General features: G+C 72.9%; 18 protein-coding genes. 9 read left to right on the forward strand and 9 right to left on the reverse strand.

The window, feature by feature from the left end:
- Positions 1–86: 86 nt before the first annotated feature.
- From BXA10_RS16890 to BXA10_RS16900, 3 genes are all read left to right on the forward strand, one after another.
- The gene (locus tag BXA10_RS16890; RefSeq protein ID WP_076471348.1) at positions 87–932 is read left to right on the forward strand and encodes a sulfurtransferase; all 846 of its coding nucleotides are present in this window, start codon (positions 87–89) and stop codon (positions 930–932) included.
- Positions 933–1,107: 175 nt separating this feature from the next.
- Positions 1,108–2,289 carry an acetoin utilization protein AcuC gene (locus BXA10_RS16895; RefSeq protein WP_076471349.1) on the forward strand — a complete coding sequence of 394 codons (1,182 nt, stop codon included), beginning with the start codon at positions 1,108–1,110 and terminating at the stop codon, positions 2,287–2,289.
- 20 nt (positions 2,290–2,309) lie between these two features.
- Positions 2,310–4,859, forward strand: a complete 2,550-nt coding sequence (locus BXA10_RS16900) for a bifunctional acetate--CoA ligase family protein/GNAT family N-acetyltransferase (protein ID WP_076471350.1) — start codon at positions 2,310–2,312, stop codon at positions 4,857–4,859.
- Positions 4,860–4,923: 64 nt separating this feature from the next.
- Here the strand turns inward: BXA10_RS16900 and BXA10_RS16905 are convergent, their stop codons facing one another.
- Both BXA10_RS16905 and sigB read right to left on the reverse strand, forming a co-directional pair.
- Positions 4,924–5,331: a VOC family protein gene (locus BXA10_RS16905; protein WP_076471351.1), complete on the reverse strand. Its 408-nt coding sequence runs from the start codon at positions 5,329–5,331 to the stop codon at positions 4,924–4,926.
- Positions 5,332–5,493: 162 nt separating this feature from the next.
- On the reverse strand, positions 5,494–6,510 hold the full coding sequence (gene sigB, locus BXA10_RS16910; RefSeq protein ID WP_425436078.1) for an RNA polymerase sigma factor SigB: 1,017 nt from the start codon (positions 6,508–6,510) through the stop codon (positions 5,494–5,496).
- A 246-nt stretch (positions 6,511–6,756) separates the two neighbouring features.
- On the opposite strand from sigB, the gene BXA10_RS16915 reads away from it, so the two are divergent.
- Positions 6,757–7,545 carry a sporulation protein gene (locus BXA10_RS16915; RefSeq protein ID WP_076471352.1) on the forward strand — a complete coding sequence of 263 codons (789 nt, stop codon included), beginning with the start codon at positions 6,757–6,759 and terminating at the stop codon, positions 7,543–7,545.
- Positions 7,546–7,664: 119 nt separating this feature from the next.
- On the opposite strand, the gene dtd is transcribed toward BXA10_RS16915, so the two are convergent.
- On the reverse strand, positions 7,665–8,087 hold the full coding sequence (dtd, locus tag BXA10_RS16920; RefSeq protein ID WP_076471353.1) for a D-aminoacyl-tRNA deacylase: 423 nt from the start codon (positions 8,085–8,087) through the stop codon (positions 7,665–7,667).
- Positions 8,088–8,280: 193 nt separating this feature from the next.
- Complete coding sequence (locus BXA10_RS16925; protein WP_076471485.1) at positions 8,281–9,753, reverse strand: DUF7782 domain-containing protein; 1,473 nt, start codon at positions 9,751–9,753, stop codon at positions 8,281–8,283.
- 231 nt (positions 9,754–9,984) lie between these two features.
- On the opposite strand from BXA10_RS16925, the gene BXA10_RS16930 reads away from it, so the two are divergent.
- Positions 9,985–10,563, forward strand: a complete 579-nt coding sequence (locus BXA10_RS16930; RefSeq protein ID WP_076471354.1) for an HhH-GPD-type base excision DNA repair protein — start codon at positions 9,985–9,987, stop codon at positions 10,561–10,563.
- Between the two features lie 56 nt (positions 10,564–10,619).
- Here the strand turns inward: BXA10_RS16930 and BXA10_RS16935 are convergent, their stop codons facing one another.
- Positions 10,620–10,931 (reverse strand): hypothetical protein, encoded by a 312-nt coding sequence (locus tag BXA10_RS16935; protein ID WP_076471355.1) that lies wholly within the window; start codon positions 10,929–10,931, stop codon positions 10,620–10,622.
- Positions 10,932–10,943: 12 nt separating this feature from the next.
- Positions 10,944–11,231: a hypothetical protein gene (locus tag BXA10_RS16940; RefSeq protein WP_245828286.1), complete on the reverse strand. Its 288-nt coding sequence runs from the start codon at positions 11,229–11,231 to the stop codon at positions 10,944–10,946.
- 130 nt (positions 11,232–11,361) lie between these two features.
- Here BXA10_RS16940 and BXA10_RS16945 point away from each other — a divergent pair, with 130 nt between their 5' ends.
- Positions 11,362–11,718 carry a DUF3099 domain-containing protein gene (locus BXA10_RS16945; protein WP_076471357.1) on the forward strand — a complete coding sequence of 119 codons (357 nt, stop codon included), beginning with the start codon at positions 11,362–11,364 and terminating at the stop codon, positions 11,716–11,718.
- Here BXA10_RS16945 and BXA10_RS16950 read toward each other — a convergent pair.
- Complete coding sequence (locus tag BXA10_RS16950) at positions 11,699–12,577, reverse strand: helix-turn-helix domain-containing protein (RefSeq protein ID WP_076471358.1); 879 nt, start codon at positions 12,575–12,577, stop codon at positions 11,699–11,701. The two genes, BXA10_RS16945 and BXA10_RS16950, sit on opposite strands and share 20 nt — an antisense overlap.
- 103 nt (positions 12,578–12,680) lie before the next feature.
- Here BXA10_RS16950 and BXA10_RS16955 point away from each other — a divergent pair, with 103 nt between their 5' ends.
- On the forward strand, positions 12,681–13,112 hold the full coding sequence (locus BXA10_RS16955; protein ID WP_175649228.1) for a VOC family protein: 432 nt from the start codon (positions 12,681–12,683) through the stop codon (positions 13,110–13,112).
- Positions 13,113–13,194: 82 nt separating this feature from the next.
- On the opposite strand, the gene BXA10_RS16960 is transcribed toward BXA10_RS16955, so the two are convergent.
- Both BXA10_RS16960 and BXA10_RS16965 read right to left on the reverse strand, forming a co-directional pair.
- Complete coding sequence (locus BXA10_RS16960; protein ID WP_076471360.1) at positions 13,195–14,094, reverse strand: carbohydrate kinase family protein; 900 nt, start codon at positions 14,092–14,094, stop codon at positions 13,195–13,197.
- The gene (locus BXA10_RS16965) at positions 14,091–15,026 is read right to left on the reverse strand and encodes a pseudouridine-5'-phosphate glycosidase (RefSeq protein WP_076471361.1); all 936 of its coding nucleotides are present in this window, start codon (positions 15,024–15,026) and stop codon (positions 14,091–14,093) included. Before BXA10_RS16965 ends, BXA10_RS16960 begins: the two co-directional genes overlap by 4 nt.
- A gap of 87 nt (positions 15,027–15,113) precedes the next feature.
- On the opposite strand from BXA10_RS16965, the gene BXA10_RS16970 reads away from it, so the two are divergent.
- Together BXA10_RS16970 and BXA10_RS16975 are read left to right on the forward strand one after the other, a co-directional pair.
- Positions 15,114–15,332 (forward strand): DUF3039 domain-containing protein, encoded by a 219-nt coding sequence (locus tag BXA10_RS16970; protein ID WP_076471362.1) that lies wholly within the window; start codon positions 15,114–15,116, stop codon positions 15,330–15,332.
- Positions 15,333–15,372: 40 nt separating this feature from the next.
- Positions 15,373–16,026 carry a trimeric intracellular cation channel family protein gene (locus BXA10_RS16975; protein ID WP_076471363.1) on the forward strand — a complete coding sequence of 218 codons (654 nt, stop codon included), beginning with the start codon at positions 15,373–15,375 and terminating at the stop codon, positions 16,024–16,026.
- Positions 16,027–16,068: the final 42 nt, after the last annotated feature.

Consider the following 16,068-nt stretch of genomic DNA (forward strand, 5'->3'; position numbering starts at 1 on the left):
TCCGGTGATCGATGTTACCGCGTCGCGCGTGTGACGACCGAGGCCGAAACGCGAGGCCGTTCACCGAATGGTGTTGACTGGTCGTCATGTCCGGTACCGACGATCTGCTGGTCGAGCCCGACCGACTCGCCGCCGAGCTCGACTCCGCCGACCCGCCCACCCTGCTCGACGTCCGCTGGCGACTGACCGGGCCGCCCGGCCGCGACGACTACACCGTCGGCCACCTGCCCGGCGCGGTCTTCGTCGATCTGGACACGGAGCTCTGCGGCCCGCCCGGCGCCGCCGGGCGGCACCCGCTGCCCGATCCCGCGGCGTTGCAGGCCGCCCTACGGGCCGCCGGCGTCCGGACCGGCCACCCCGTCGTGGTGTACGACGGCGGCGAGGGCATGGCGGCCGCCCGCGCCTGGTGGACGCTGCGCTGGGTTGGGCACGCGCAGGTCCGCCTGCTGCACGGTGGTTACCCGGCCTGGACGGCCGCCGCCCTGCCCACCAGCGCCGACGTGCCCGAGCCGGAGCCGGGTGACGTGTCCGTCCGGCCGGGTGCGCTGCCCGTGCTCGACGCGGGGGAGGCCGCCCGGCTGGCGGCCGCGGACGGCGGCGTGCTGATCGACGTGCGGGCCGCGCCCCGCTACCGGGGGGAGACCGAGCCGATCGACCCGGTGGCCGGGCACGTGCCGGGCGCGGTCAACCTGCCCGCCCCGGAGTACGTCACGGACGGCCGGTTCCCCGCGGCGGAGGCGCTGCGGGAACGCTTCGCCGCCGCCGGGGTCTCCGACGGCACGGCGGTCGGGGCGTACTGCGGATCGGGTGTGACCGCCGCTCAGGCGGTGCTCGCCCTGCACCTCGCGGGCCGGCCCGACGCCGCGCTCTACGTCGGCTCATGGAGCAACTGGGTCGCGGACCCGGACCGGCCGGTGGCCACCGGGTCGTGATCCCCGCACGGGACCCGTCCAGGGGGCGGCCGCCGACCTGTGACCGTGGCCGCGCCGCCGTCGGTCCTGGCCGTCGCCACGTTGAGCCACGGGACGTGACCGGCACCACGCCGACACCCGGGTCGTGACCAGCGCGTCCACCGCGACCGGCCGGTCCACGTGCGACGATGTGCCCATGTCCGACGACACGGTGGTGGTGTGGGACGAGTCGCTGCTCGCCTACGACATGGGTGACCATCCCCTCGATCCGGTCCGGGTGGAGCTGACCGTGGCGCTCGCCCGGGAACTCGGCGTTCTGGACCGGCCCCGGGTATGCCTGGTCAAGCCGGAGCCGGCCGACGACGCGCTCCTGACCCGGGTGCACGATCGGCGCTACCTGTCGGCGGTTCGGGCGGCGCCGGCCGACCCGTTGTTCGCGGGCTTCGGGCTGGGTACCTCGGACAACCCGATCTTCGACGGAATGCACGAGGCGAGCGCCCTGGTCGCCGGAGCCACGGTGGCCGCCGCCGAGGCGGTCTGGCGGGGCGAGGCGCGCCGGGCGGTCAACGTGGCCGGCGGGCTGCACCACGCCATGCCGGCCCAGGCCGCGGGCTTCTGCGTCTACAACGACCCGGCCGTGGCCATCGCGCGCCTGCTCGACCTCGGCGCCGAGCGGGTCGCGTACGTGGACGTGGACGTGCACCACGGCGACGGGGTGCAGCGCGTCTTCTGGGACGACCCGCGGGTGCTGACGGTCAGCCTGCACGAGACCCCGCTCGCCCTCTTCCCGGGCACCGGCTTCCCGGACGAGACCGGTGGGCCGGGCGCCGCGGGGAGTGCGGTCAACGTGGCGTTGCCACCGGGTACCGGCGACGCAGGCTGGCAGCGCGCCTTCCACGCGATCGTCCCGTCGGTGCTGCGGGCCTTCCGGCCGCAGGTGCTCGTCACCCAGTGCGGTGCGGACGGGCACCGGCTCGACCCCCTAGCGGACCTGAACCTGTCCGTCGACGGGCAGCGCGTCACCTACCTGGCACTGCGGGCGCTCGCCGACGAGCTGTGCGAGGGCCGCTGGGTGGCCACCGGCGGGGGCGGGTACGCGCTCGTCGAGGCAGTACCCCGGGCCTGGACCCACCTGCTGGCGATCGCGACCGGAGAGCCGCTCGACCCGGCGACGTTGACCCCGCCGGCCTGGCGTGCGCTGGCCGCCGCGCGTCGTCCCGGTAGCGAGGTGCCGCTGCGGATGACCGACGACGTCGACCCCTCGTACGAGCCGTGGCAGCCCAGCGGCGAGCCGACCGCGGTGGACCGGGCGATCGCGGCCACCCGCAAGGCGGTCTTCCCGCTGCTCGGGCTCGACCCGCACGACCCGCGCGACTGAGCGACCCGGGACGCCGGCCCGTGACGACCGTGGACCAACCGGTGGACGTGCTGCTCAGCGACGGCACCACCGTCCAACTGCGACCGATCCGGCCGGAGGACGCGTCGGAGATCGTGGCGATGCACGGCCGGTTCTCGGAGCGCACCCGCTACCTGCGCTACTTCTCGCCGTACCCCCGGATCCCGGACCGGGACCTGCGACGCTTCGTCAACGTCGATCACCACGACCGGGAGGCGTTCGTGGTCCTGGCGGGCGGGCGGATCGTCGCCGTCGGCCGGTACGAGCGGCTCGGGCCGGAGGCCCCCGAGGCCGAGGTGGCCTTCGTGGTGGAGGACGCCCATCAGGGCCGGGGGATCGGCTCGGTGCTGCTGGAGCACCTGGCCGACGGGGCCCGCCGGGTCGGCATCGTGCACTTCGTCGCCGAGGTGCTGCCGGCCAACGGCGCGATGCTGAGGGTCTTCTCGGACTTCGGCTACCAGGTGCAGCGGCAGTTCGCCGACGGAGTGGTGCATCTGAGCTTCCCGATAGCACCGACCGAGGCGACCCTGGCCGTGCAACGTGGCCGGGAACATCGCACCGAGGCCCGCTCGATAGCCCGCCTGCTGGCCCCACGGGGAGTCGCCGTCTACGGTGCCAGCGCCACCGGGCAGGGGGTGGGCGCGGCCGTGCTCGGGCACCTGCGCGACGGCGGTTTCGCGGGGGACGTCGTGCCGGTGCATCCGAACGCCCCGACCGTCGCCGGGCTGCCCGCGTATCCGCACGCGGTCGACGCCGGCGTACCGCTGGACCTGGCGGTGGTCGCGGTTGCACCGGACGCGGCACCGGCCGTGGTCGCCGACGCGGCGGCCGCCGGCGTGCACGGGTTGGTGGTGATCTCGGCCGGGTTCGCCGAGGCCGGGGCGGAGGGGGCCGCCGCGCAGCGGACGCTGGTCCGGGCCGCACACGCGGCTGGGATGCGGGTGATCGGCCCGAACTGCCTCGGCGTGGCGAACACCGACCCGGCGGTACGCCTCAACGCCATGCTGGCGCCGGCGCTGCCGCCGCCCGGCCGGGTCGGGATCTTCAGCCAGTCCGGGGCGTTCGGGCTGGCGTTGCTGGCGGAAGCGGAGCGGCGTGGCCTCGGCCTGTCCAGCTTCGTCTCGGCGGGGAACCGGGCCGACGTCTCCGGCAACGACCTTCTCCAGTACTGGCAGGACGACCCCGGCACGGACGTGGTCATGCTGCACCTGGAGACCTTCGGCAATCCCCGCAAGTTCGCCCGGCTGGCCAGGCGGATCGGGCGGAAGAAGCCGGTGGTGGCGCTCGCGTCGCCGGCCCGACCGCCCGGAGTGGGTAGCTCCGCCGGCCCGGACGAGATGGCGGTGGCCGCCCTCTTCGCCCAGTCCGGCGTGATCCGGGTCGACACCGTCGCCGAGCTGCTGGACGTCGGGGTGCTGCTGGCCAACCAGCCGCTGCCGGCCGGCCCGCGGGTGGCCGTGGTGGGCAACTCCTCAGCGCTCAGCAGCCTCGCCGCCAGCGCCTGCGCGGCTCAGGGGCTCACCCTGGCCGAGGGCCGGCCCCGCGACGTCGGGCCGATCGCCGACGCGGCCGAGTTCGCCGACGCGCTCGCCGCGGCGGACGCCGACGACGGGGTGGACGCGCTCGCGGTGATGCTCGCCCCGCCGCTGCCCGGTCAGCCCGCGGAGGCCGACCTCACCGTCGCGTTGCCGGCCGCGCTGGGCGCCACCAAGCCGGTAGTGGTGACCGTCCTGGCCGGGCGGTCCCTGGCCGGGTTGCCGACGTACGCCGGTGTCGAGGAGGCGATCCGGGCGCTGGCCCGGGTGCACCGGTACGCGGACTGGCTCCGCCGGCCGCCCGGCACCCTGCCGGAGCTGCCCGGCATCGACCCGGCGGCCGGTCAGGCCGCGCTGCGTCCCGACGGTGTGGACACCGCTGGGCTGCTCAACGCGTACGGGATCGACCTGGTCGACTCGGTGCCGGCGGGTTCGGCGGACGAGACCGCCGACGCGGCGACCCGGCTCGGCTTCCCGGTGGCGCTCAAGGCTGCCGCGTACGGGCTGCGGCACCGCCTGGACCTGGGCGCCGTACGGCTCGACCTACCCGACGCGGCCACGGTCCGCCGGGCGTACGCCGAGATGTCCGTGCTCTTCGGTGCGGACGTCCTGGTACAGCCGATGGTGCCGCCCGGGGTGGCCTGCGTGATCGAATTGGTGGAGGATCCGGCGTTCGGGCCGGTGGTCGGCTTCGGCGTCGGCGGTGTCGCCACCGAGCTGCTCGGTGACCGGGCGTGGCGGGCGGTGCCGTTGACCGATCGCGATGCCGAGGAACTGGTCGACGAGCCACGGGCCGCCCCACTGCTGCGGGGTCATCGGGGAGCCGTTCCGGTGGACCGGTCCGCCCTGGCCGAGCTGCTGTTGCGTGTCGGGCGGCTGGCCGACGAGCAGCCTCGGGTACGCGCCCTCACGTTGAACCCGGTGCTCGCCCGCCCGGACGGACTCTCGGTGCTGCACGCCTCCGTACGCCTCGGCGCCGCCGCCGACCGTCCCGACACCGGCCCGCGCCGGCTGTGAAAGCAGTTCGCGCGACCGGGACGGCAATCCCGGCGGGACCGGACACGGGGTACGCCGAGCGGGGTCAGGCGCGAGTGGAGATCTGCTGGACGGCCCACGAATTGCCGTCCGGGTCGGAGAAGAAGACGAAGCCGACGTTGTCCAGCGGGTGCCGGGTCGGGCTCGGGCTTTCTCCCAGCACCTGGATCTCGCTGACCGGCACGCCTCGACCGACCAGCTCGGCGTGGGCCCGCTCGAGGTCGTTCACCACCAGTTGCAGCCCCTTGAGCGACCCGGGTGGCATGTCCGGAACGATGCCCGTACCGATCACGATCGAGCAGCCGGAGCCCGGCGGCGTCAGCTGAACGACCCGGCCGAGGTCGCCGGCGGCGGTGTCGTGGTCGAGGTTGAAGCCGAGCTGGTCGACGTAGAACGCCTTGGCCCGGTCCACGTCGGACACCGGGATCACCACGACTTCCAAGGTCCAGTTCATGCTGCGTCCCCTCACGATGTGGATGGTGGCGGTTACGCCTTGCTAGCAGTCCGGGCCGGGTGAATCAACCACTCCGAGGGCCGCGTGGTGGTGGCCGAAGCCTGGTCAGCTCGCGCGGAGGGCCCCGGCGAACCGCCGGGGCCCTCCGACCACGCGCCCTGATCAGCAGGCGTACGCCTCCAGGCGCTGCGCTCGCTCCGGGGCGCGTAGCTTCAGCAGCGTCACCTTCTCGATCTGCCGGATCCGTTCCCGGGAGAGGCCGAACTCGCGGCCGACCTCGTCGAGCGTGCGCTGCCGGCCGTCGTCGAGACCGAACCGCAGCCGGATCACCGCCTGCTCGCGCTGCGAGAGGGTGGCCAGCACGATTCGTACCTCGTTGCGCAGCTCGCCGTTGGCCGCGGCGTCGCCGGGCTGCTCCCGCGGGTCCACCGCGGCGACGAAGTCGCCGAGCGCGCTCTCGCCGTCCTCGCCGACGGCCTGGTCCAGGCTGACCGGCTCACGGTCGTACGAGATCAGCTCGATGACCTGGAACTCGGGGACGTCGAGCGCCCGAGCCACCTCGGCGACGGTGGGCTCGCGACCCAGCGTCACCGACAACTCCCGGCGGGCCCGGACCATCCGGTTGACCTGCTCGACCATGTGCACCGGGATGCGGATGGTGCGGGCCTGGTCGGCCATGGCGCGGGTGATGGCCTGGCGGATCCACCAGGTGGCGTAGGTGGAGAACTTGTAGCCCTTGGTGTAGTCGAACTTCTCGACGGCGCGGATCAGGCCGAGGTTGCCTTCCTGGATGAGGTCGAGGAAGGCCATGCCACGGCCGGTGTAGCGCTTGGCGATGCTCACCACCAGTCGCAGGTTCGCCTCGAGCAGATGGTCCTTGGCGGCCCGACCCTCCGCGGCGATCAGCTCCAGGTCGGCACCCAGTTCGGTGGAGACGGGGGTGCAGGTGACCAGCTTCTCCTCGGCGAACAGGCCGGCCTCGATGCGCTTGGCGAGTTCGACCTCCTGCGCCGCGGTGAGCAGCTTCGTCCGGCCGATGCCGTTGAGGTACGCCCGGACGAGGTCCGTGGAGACGCCCCGCTCGTCGGTGGCGTCCAGATCGGTGAGGACCTCGGCGCTCGGGTCGGTGTTCGTGCCCGCGGTCGGGCGCATCTGGTGCTCCGTCATCTGCAGGGCCATCTTCGTCTCTCCCCGTGTCCGTGTCGTGCGCTTCCGGCCTGGTGCCGCCGGTGACAAACAGCTTGGCGGGCGGGGCGTAAAACGGGAGTGAGGCGATCGGGGACCCGACAGCAATACGGTCGGATCGGTGGAGTCGGCGCGGCCGCGAGGGGTCGGAGTGTCGGCCCGGGTCGGCTTTGCCCGGCCCGGTTACCGTGCCATCGACCGGCCGGCGTGACCGGCCCCGCGAGGCTACGGAGGGGTGCAGTGGTCTTCAAACGGCTCATGCAGGCGATGGGTGTGGGTGGACCGTCGGTGGAAACCGTGCTGACCAACCCGAACTGCCGGCCCGGCGGCCAGTTGGAGGGCCGCATCCAGGTGACGGGTGGCGACCATCAGGTCGACATCGAGTACGTGGCCCTCGGGCTGGTCACCCGGGTCGAGGTGGAGAGCGGCGACAACGAGTACGACACCACTCAGGAGTTCCACCGGCAGCGGGTCACGGGCGCGTTCCGGCTGGAGCGGGGGCAGCAGCACGAGATCCCGTTCCGCTTCGACGTGCCGTGGGAGACGCCGGTCACCGAGCTGTACGGGCAGCACCTGCACGGGATGACGATGGGGCTGCGTACGGAACTGGAGGTGGCACGCGCGGTCGACAAGAGCGACCTGGACGCCGTCGCCGTGCACCCGCTACCCGCTCAGGAACGTCTGCTGGAGGCGTTGCTGCGGCTGGGTTTCCGGTTCGCGCGGGCGGATGTGGAACGTGGCCACATCTACGGGGTACGGCAGACGCTGCCCTTCTACCAGGAGATCGAGTTCTACCCGGCGCCGCAGTACGGCCGGGCGATCAACCAGCTGGAGGTCACCTTCATCGCCGACCCCCAGCAGACGCAGGTGGTGTTGGAGCTGGACAAGCGGGGCGGGCTGTTCACGGAGGGGCGGGACGCGTTCGGCCGGTTCACCGTCGACCACGCCACGATGGACCGTGTCGACTGGGCCGCCCAGCTCGACGGCTGGTTGCGCCAGTCCCTCCAACGCCGCGGCCTCTTCTCCTGACCCACCCCCCACCTCTGCCCTGGTTGATCAAGATGTTTGCGTCATCTCCGGCCAGGAACCTGACGCATTTCTCTTGATCAACCAGGGCGGGGGAGGGCAGGAGTGGGGGTGGGGTGGGGTTAGAGGTCCAGGAGGATGGTGCGGGGGCCTACGTTGACGCTCTCGACCAGCATGTGGGCGCGGAAACGACCGGTCTCCACCTTGGCACCGCGCTCGCGCAACGCCTCGACCACAGCTGTCACCAGCGGCTCGGCGACCTCCGCCGGTGCCGCGGCCGTCCAGCTCGGGCGTCGGCCCTTGCGGGCGTCGCCGTAGAGGGTGAACTGACTGACCACGAGGACCGGGGCGCCGGTGTCGGCGGCGGACCGCTCGTCGTCGAGGATGCGCAGCTCGTGAACCTTGCGGGCCATCGTCCGCGCGGTCTCCTCGGTGTCGGTGTGCGTCACTCCGAGCAGCACCAGCAGCCCGTCGTCGATCGCGCCGACCACCTCGTCGCCGACCGTGACGCTGGCCCGGCCGACCGTCTGCACCACCGCACGCATCAGCACGTCCTCCGTCCGTTGTTCCGGCCGGGTACGGCGCCCGCCGTTCGCGAGCCGCCCCGGCCGGTCGACAGGACGAGGCCCGGCACGGACGCGCTGCGTCCGCCGTTCCCGTCGGCGTACCGGGCGAGGCCCGGCACAAGTTCGTCGTGCCGCCGGGTCGCCCCGAGGCGCCGGGGCGAGGCCCCTGCGCTCATCGACCGGCCACCGGCTCGATGATGCCGCGCTCCACCAGGTGCGCCACGATCGGGCCGGCCGCCTCGGCGAGCTCGTCGGGCGCCACGTCGTGCGCCACCGCGAGGAGGGCGAGCTGGTCGCGTAGCGGCAGACGGCCGTCGGCGCCGCCGACCAGCGCCAACACCAGCGGGTCGACCTCCTCGGTCCAGCGCAGACCGCGCGGCATGGACAGCACCTGCCGGTCCACGGCCCAGCCCTCCTCGCCCATGGTCGCCTCCTGCCGCAGCTGGAGCCCTTCGGCGGCCCGGTAGCGCTCGGCCAGCAGCGCTTCGGTGTCGCGTACCCGGAGGAAGTCCTGGCGGTCGAACCAGGTGGCGATGCGGTCACCCATCGGCGGCTCGACCCGCTGCCGGAGGTCCTCCACCCGAAGGACGGGGTCCGCGTGCCCGCCGCGGCGTAGCGAGATGATCCCGAAGCCGATCGCCTCCACCTTGTGCGCGTCGAACCAGTCCAGCCAGGCCGCCATCCGCTGCGGGTCGGCCGCCTCGCCGACGTCGGTCAGCCACAGGTTGACGTACGCCATCGGGTCGGCCACCTCGCGCTGGATGACCCAGGCGTCCAGACCCGTGCCGGCGAACCAGCCGGCCACCCGCTCGTCCCACTGCTCGCCGGCGATGTGCACCCAGTTCGCCAGGTACTGCATCGTGCCGCCCTCGGTGAGCAGGCCGGGCGCGGCGGCGGCCAGTTCGCTCCCGATCGCGTCGCCGACCCGGCCGGAGTCCCGGTAGACGTGCGTCGTCGTGCCGGGGCCGACCACGAACGGCGGGTTGCTCACCACCAGGTCGAACCGGCGCCCCGCGACCGGCGCCACCATGTCGCCGCGGAGAAGCTCCCAGTCCTGGCCGTTGAGCGCGGCCGTGGTGGCGGCGAAACGCAGCGCCCGCGGCGAGACGTCGGTGGCGGTGACCGAGCGGGCATGGGTGGACAGGTGCAGGGCCTGCACGCCGGAACCGGTACCCAGGTCCAGCGCGGTGTCGACCGGGCGTCGGATGGTCGCGCCGATCAACGTCTGGGTCGCCCCACCGATGCCGAGCACGTGCTCGGAGTGCAACGGTCGCCCCGGACGGGCGCTGGCGGGCACGTCCGCGAGCACCCACCACTCGTCCCCGTACGGTTCCAGGTCGACGCCGGCTCGCAGGCCGTCGCCGTGCCGTTCGAGCAGCCCGCCGTCGACCGCCTCGGCGAGGTCGAGCGGCGCGAGCGCGGCCGCCACCACGGCCTCCGATTCGGTCTGGTCGCAGATGAAGACCCGGATCAGCGTGGCGAGCGGGTCGCGATCCTCGGTCGCCTTCAGGGCGGCGCGGAAGTCGTTGCGAGCCACCCCGCCGGTCGCCTGCGGACCGAGTCGGTCGGCGATGCCGTTCGAGGTGAATCGGGCGCGGGTCAGCGCGGTGCGCAACGCCTCGACGCCGGCGGGAGAGAGCAGCATGTCTTGTTCGGCCACCTCGCCATCCTGCCTGCTGCCGCTGGAGCGGACGGGCCCACCCGGAACATCAGTGCCGCCAGCAGGCGCTATCGAACATCGGCTTGCCCGTCGAAGCCGATTCCGCGGTCACCGGTCGGGCCGCCATCCGCCGGGTGCGACCCCGGGGGCGTGGCGTGCGCGTGCGCATCCGCGTCTGTCCGTCGGCTGCCGATCGCGGTCTGGCAGCATGGCGACATGGCGTTGGCTCTTCCGATCGACTCCGCGGCGAACGACCTTCTCAACCGGGATCCGCTGGCGCGCATCCTCGGCATGGTGCTTGATCAGCAGATTCCGATGGAGAAGGCGTTCTCCTCGCCGTACGTCCTGACCCAGCGGCTCGGGCACGACCTCGACGCACGGGAGCTGGCCGGGTACGACCCGGAACAGCTGATCGCACTCTTCGCCCAGCCGCCCGCGCTGCACCGCTTCCCGAAGGCGATGGCGGCCCGGGTGCAGGAGGTGTGCCGGATGCTCGTCGACCGGTACGACGGCGACGCGGCCGGGCTCTGGGCCGGGGTGACCGACGGCCGGGAGCTGTTCAACCGGATCGCCGAGCTGCCCGGATTCGGCAAACAGAAGGCGCAGATCTTCCTCGCCCTGCTCGGCAAGCGCTTCGACGTGCGGCCGGAGGGCTGGCGGGAGGCGGCCGGCGGGTACGGCGACCCGGACGCGTACCGGTCGGTCGCCGACGTGACCGACGGTGAGTCGCTGCGCCGGGTACGGGAGTACAAGCAGCAGATGAAGGCGGCGGCCAAGGCGAAGGCTGCCGACTGACCGCCGCCGGGCCTGCCCGGGGCCGGCGGCGGTTGCCGGCCGACCGTCGCGTGGACTCAGGCGGCGGTGGGGTGGGCGAGCGAGGCGAGCGCCCGCCGGACGTCGGCGAGCGAGACGGTGGTCGAGTCGTCGAGGTCGGCCAGGCCCGCCTCGATCCACTGCCTCATCAGCGTGGTGACCCCGATGCCGCGCGCCTCGGCTGCCGCCCGCACCCGTTCGTAGGTCTCCAGCGGCAGCCGTACCGACCGGCTCACCATCGGCACGTCGGTGTCGGGGGTGGGCAGCTCCGCCGGCTGGCTCTCGTCGATCAGTTCCGCGAGCCGGTCGTCGCCGCTGTGGAACTGCTTGGTCGCGTCGTCACGGTGCATGTCACCGCCTCCTCATCGGCGCTCTCTCCGCACCGCCTCGTCGTAGCGCTTCGACTCGGCGTCGCTGAGCTCACGGGCGGAGAGGATGTCCCAGTCGTTGTCGGTGCCGTCGGCCTCGGCGAGCAGCACGGCCAACCGACGGCCCCGCCGGGCGGCGGCGTAGACGACCATCACGTCGTCGCCCAGGTGGCGGATCACCCGCCGGACGCTGTGCAGCGCCTCCCAGACTTCCCCCGGCGTGACGTCGTAGACCTTCAGGTTGGCCAGCGCCTCTTCGGTGAAGCTGAACCTGCTGCCCACGGGCGGAGCGTACCACGCACGTAACACGCTCGCCGCCGACAGCGCTTCCGGAGTTGCCGCCGCGACCGAACTTCGCTGATCACGCCCGTCAAGTGACAGGATGAGGCGTAACCCCTCGAGGAGGTCCGTGGTGAAGCGTCAGGCGTACCAACCGATCCTGATCACCGACGCCTCACGCAGCCAGGGCGACCAGCTCAACAGTCGGCAGCGGCGATACGTGCTGATGATGGGTATAAGGGTCGCCTGCCTGGTCGTGGGTGCGATTCTGGTCGGCGCGCAGGCTCCCCTGCTCTGGCTCTGGCTACCGCTCTGCGGCCTCGGCATGGTGCTCATTCCGTGGCTCGCCGTGCTGCTGGCCAACGACCGTCCGCCGAAGGAGGAGCACCGGCTGGCCAACAAGTTCCAGCCCCGGCACCGCGACGAGAACCCGCCGATGAGCCTCACCGCCGAGGAGCGCCCACACAAGGTCATCGAGGTCGAGCCCTAGGCGCATGTGGGGTCGGTGACCCGGATAGCAGCGCCAGCCGGAACCTGGACTCGTCCTCGGTGTCCGGGGCCGTGGTCAGCACGACGATCTTCCGTTCCGCGTCGCCGTCGATGATCACGTCGCAGTCCACCGCGATCAGGCCGACCGCCGGGTGGTGGACCATCTTGTGATCCTCGCGATGCGCCCCGACCGCGCCGGCGGCCCACAGCTCGGCGAAGCGTGCGTTGCCGGTGGCGAGCAGCCGGATCAGGTCGGACAGCCGGTTGCTGCCGGGGAAGCGTCCCGTCGCCCGGCGCAGGTCGGACACGACGGCCGACTCCACCCCGCCCTGAGCGAGCGAGGTCACCGGCCAGTGCGACAGGCGCGGCCCCTCGCCGTCGATCGGGAAGGTGTCGCGAGCGAAGTTGCGCAGCGGCGGCGGTGTCGCCGAGGGGTCACCCAGCAGGGCCGCCCAACCGCGGTTCCACCAAATCAGCCGCCAGTCCGCGGCGAAGACGGCGACGGCGGTGTCCGCCAGCCGGTCGAGGAGGCGGCGCAGCCCCGGCGGAAGGTGGTCGGAAAGCTCCTCGTGCGACGGCGGCCCGAGACCGGCCAACCGGTGCAGATGATCCCGTTCGGCGTCCGTGAGCCGCAGGGCGCGGGCGAGCGCGGCGACCACCTGCGCCGACGGGGTGGTGGACCGCCCCTGCTCCAGACGTACGACGTAGTCGACCGAGATCCCGGCGAGTTCCGCGAGTTCCTCCCGGCGTAACCCCTTCGTCCGGCGCCCGCGCCGGCCCGGCAGCCCTGCCGCCGCCGGGGAGACCCGGTCGCGCCACGCGCGCAGCGTCGTGCCCAGCGCGGTCCCGTCCGTGTTCATGCCGTTGATTCTTGCTCCTGACCTCCGGTCGAGGGTGGTACCCGTGTTCCTACCGTCGTCCCGTCCCTGGTCGCGGGCTCGACGAGCGGGCAGCCTCGGCTGCATGAGCATGTCCTTCTCCCACGACCATGTCGGCCTGAGCGTGACTCCCGAGGACCTCGACGCCACCGTCGAGTGGTACGTGAGCAAGCTCGGCTTCACTGTCGACCAGCAATTCGACTCCCACGGCACGACGTTCGTCTACCTCGTCAGCGGGGATGTCAAGATCGAGCTCCTGGCCGGCGCGTCGCACCGGCAGCTACCGATCCCTGACGTCCTGACGAGCATGGACCCGGCGCGCCTGCACCACTTCTGCATCGCCGTCGAGGATCTCGATGCGACCGTCTCCGCGCTGCGCGACCTCGGCGTGGCGCTGATCGGAGGCCCCATGGCGGTAGCCGCGATCGGTCAGCGCATCGCGTTCGTCACCGACAACCTCGGCAACATCATCGAGTTCGCCGAGCCCGGCACCTGGCCTGCCGGTCGACCGGGCTGATCGTTCCGGCGTGCGGGTCGACAGGGGCACCACCGGCTCGGTTGCCGCGCCCGGGGGACGGGCAAGGTTGAACCCGGTGCCGTCAGGGTGCCGGGCGGGCGCCGAGGGTGGAGACGGCCACCGCGCCGAGGTCACCGGCCCGGGCCAGCGCCGCATCCGGATCCGCACCGGCCAGCCAGGCCGTCAACAGGCCCGCGGCGAACGCGTCCCCGGCACCGGTGACGTCCACCACGGCCACCCGGCGGGCGGGCGCCGAACTGAGCCGGCCCGTCCGGTCCGCCCAGACCGCGCCGGCCGCGCCCCGCTTGACCACCACCCGCCGGGCGGTCGCCGACAGCGCCCGCGCCTGGGCCGCCGGTTCCAGCCCGCCGGCCAGCACCGTCGCCTCGTCCGAGTTGACCAGCAGCAGGTCGACGTCGCGTACCCAGGCCAGGAAGGCCATCGCGCCGACGCGCCGCAGTGGCGCAGCGGAGGCCGCGTCGACACTGGTGGTGAGACCCCGCGCCCGGGCGGCGGTCAACGCCCGCAGCCCGGCCTCGCGCGACCCGGCGTCCAGCAGGGTGTACCCGGACAGGTGCAGATGCCCCGCGTCGGGTACCGCGGCCAGGGCCCGCTCGACGTGCTCCGCGGTCAGTCGCAGGTTCGCCCCGCGCTGGCTGACCATCGTCCGCTCGCCGTCGTTGGCCAGCACGATGACCGTGCCGGTCACCGCATCCTCGATGCTCTCGATCGCGCAGTCGACACCGACGGACCGCAGTTCGGCTGTCCGGTCACGCCCCTCCGCGTCGTCGCCCACCGCCGCGGCCAGCGTCACGGGGACGCCCTGCGCGGCGAGCCAGGCGGCGGTGTTGGCCGCCTGGCCGCCACCGCTGAACCGAATCTCGGCCGCCGTGTCCGAGCCGGCGGCGAGCGGCCCGCTGAGCACCGCGAGCACGTCGGTGATCACGTCACCGACGACGACGATCCGGTGAAGCGGGCTCATGCCTCAGTGTCGGCGCGGCGGGCGGCGGCGGCCACCGCGATCCGCGCGGCCAGGTCGGCGTTGCGCAGGATGATCCGGACATTCACCGTCAGGCTGGCCCCCTCGGTAGCGGAATGGAAGTGGGCCAGGAGGTAAGGCGTCACGGCCTTGCCGGTCACCCCGTCGCGCTCCAGCAGGGCCAGGCCCTCGGCGAGGGTGCGGTCGTGCATTGCCGGGTCGAGCTGCTCGTCAACGGGGAGCGGATTGGCCACGACGAGACCACCGCGGTGCAGGTCCTGCTGGGTCCGGGCGGCGAGCACGTCGGCGACCTGCTCGGGCGAGTCCACCGACCAGTCGAGATCGAAGCCGCCGTCGGTGAGGTAGAAGCCGGGGAACCGGCGGGTGCGGTAACCGATCACGCTCACGCCGAGCGTCTCCAGCCGCTCCAGCGTCGCGCCCACGTCGAGGATCGACTTGACGCCGGCGCAGACCACCGCGATCGGGGTCCGAGCGAGGGTGACGAGGTCCGCCGACTCGTCGAAGGTCTGCGCCGCCTCCCGGTGCACCCCGCCGAGGCCGCCGGTGGCGAACACGCCGATCCCCGCCATGGCGGCCACCGCGCTGGTCGCAGCGACGGTCGTCGCGCCGTCCGCGCGGGTCGCCGCGGCCACGGCCAGGTCGCGTACGGAGAGCTTGGCCACACCGTCGACGGTGGCGAGGCGGGTCAGCTGGGCGTCGTCCAGGCCGACCACGAGTTCACCGCCGACCATGCCGATGGTGGCCGGCACCGCTCCGGCGTCCCGCACGGTCGCTTCGATCTGGCGGGCGACCCGCAGGTTCTCCGGTCGGGGAAGACCGTGCGAGACGATGGTGCTCTCCAAGGCGACGACGGGACGCCCGTCCCGCAGGGCGTCGGCCACCTCGGCGCCGTAACGGATGTGAAAGTTGGTCACAGTGATCACCGTACGGCCAGCCCCCGGTCGTAGTGAATTGGACCGGGCCGTCAGGAGCTGCCAAACTTGAGCGTTGGAGGTGCAGACGTGAGCACACAGGTTCTCGAACGGCCGGAGCTGAAGGACGCCGACACCGGCCCGGAGTTGTTCCACTACGTCCGTAAGGAGAAGATCGCCGAGAGTGCCGTCATGGGCACGTTCGTCGTGGCGCTCTGCGGGGAGACCTTTCCGGTGACCAAGGCCGCCAAGCCGGGCTCACCGGTCTGCCCGAAGTGCAAGGAGATCTACGACTCCTGGGCCGACTGATTCGGGGCACCCACTCCGGCCTCGCGCGTAGCCTTCGGCGGTGACCACCTCCACCGCCCTGCTCATCGCCGACCTCGTCGGCGTCGCGGTGTTCGCCGCCTCCGGCGCCTCCGCCGCGGTGGCCAAACGGCTCGACCTGTTCGGCGTCGCCTTCGTCGGTTTCGTGGCCGCCCTGGGCGGCGGGATCTTCCGTGGCCTGGTCATCGGGGAGATGCCACCACTCGCCTTCGCCGACTGGCGGTACGCCACCACGGCCGCGATCACCGCCGGCGCGATCTTCTGGCTGCACCCCCAACTGGCCCGGCTGCGGACCACCGTGCTGGTGCTGGACGCGGCAGGGCTCGCGCTCTTCACGGTCACCGGCACGCTCAAGGCGCTCGACGCGCACGTACCCCCGGTCGGGGCCTGCGTGGTCGGCATGCTCAGCGGGATCGGCGGCGGCCTGGGCCGGGACCTGCTCACCGGCGAGATTCCGGTGGTGCTGCGCCGCGAGATCTACGCCGTGGCCGCCCTGGCCGGGGCGGTCGTCGTGGCGGTGCTGGACCGGGCGGGACAGGCCCACTCGGCACCGCTCCTGGGCGCGGCGGTGCTGATCTTCGGACTGCGGATGGTGGCGTTGCGCCGGCGCTGGACCGTGCCGGTCGCGACACTGCGCCCGCCGCGTACGCACGACCCCGGACCGGGCCAGCGCTGATGTGACCAGCGTGGCGTCGCCTGGGCGCGGGGACGCCCGCTG

It is taken from the genome of Micromonospora avicenniae, from assembly GCF_900156065.1.
GTDB classification, from domain to species: domain Bacteria; phylum Actinomycetota; class Actinomycetes; order Mycobacteriales; family Micromonosporaceae; genus Micromonospora; species Micromonospora avicenniae.

Coding starts and splice junctions, on each gene's coding strand:
- BXA10_RS16890 (WP_076471348.1), top strand. CDS start 87: ATGTCCGGTACCGACGATCTGCTGGTCGAGCCCGACCGACTCGCCGCC.
- BXA10_RS16895 (WP_076471349.1), top strand. CDS start 1,108: ATGTCCGACGACACGGTGGTGGTGTGGGACGAGTCGCTGCTCGCCTAC.
- BXA10_RS16905 (WP_076471351.1), bottom strand. CDS start 5,331: ATGAACTGGACCTTGGAAGTCGTGGTGATCCCGGTGTCCGACGTGGAC.
- sigB (WP_425436078.1), bottom strand. CDS start 6,510: ATGGCCCTGCAGATGACGGAGCACCAGATGCGCCCGACCGCGGGCACG.
- dtd (WP_076471353.1), bottom strand. CDS start 8,087: ATGCGTGCGGTGGTGCAGACGGTCGGCCGGGCCAGCGTCACGGTCGGC.
- BXA10_RS16925 (WP_076471485.1), bottom strand. CDS start 9,753: ATGCTGCTCTCTCCCGCCGGCGTCGAGGCGTTGCGCACCGCGCTGACC.
- BXA10_RS16930 (WP_076471354.1), top strand. CDS start 9,985: ATGGCGTTGGCTCTTCCGATCGACTCCGCGGCGAACGACCTTCTCAAC.
- BXA10_RS16935 (WP_076471355.1), bottom strand. CDS start 10,931: ATGCACCGTGACGACGCGACCAAGCAGTTCCACAGCGGCGACGACCGG.
- BXA10_RS16950 (WP_076471358.1), bottom strand. CDS start 12,577: ATGAACACGGACGGGACCGCGCTGGGCACGACGCTGCGCGCGTGGCGC.
- BXA10_RS16955 (WP_175649228.1), top strand. CDS start 12,681: ATGAGCATGTCCTTCTCCCACGACCATGTCGGCCTGAGCGTGACTCCC.
- BXA10_RS16960 (WP_076471360.1), bottom strand. CDS start 14,094: ATGAGCCCGCTTCACCGGATCGTCGTCGTCGGTGACGTGATCACCGAC.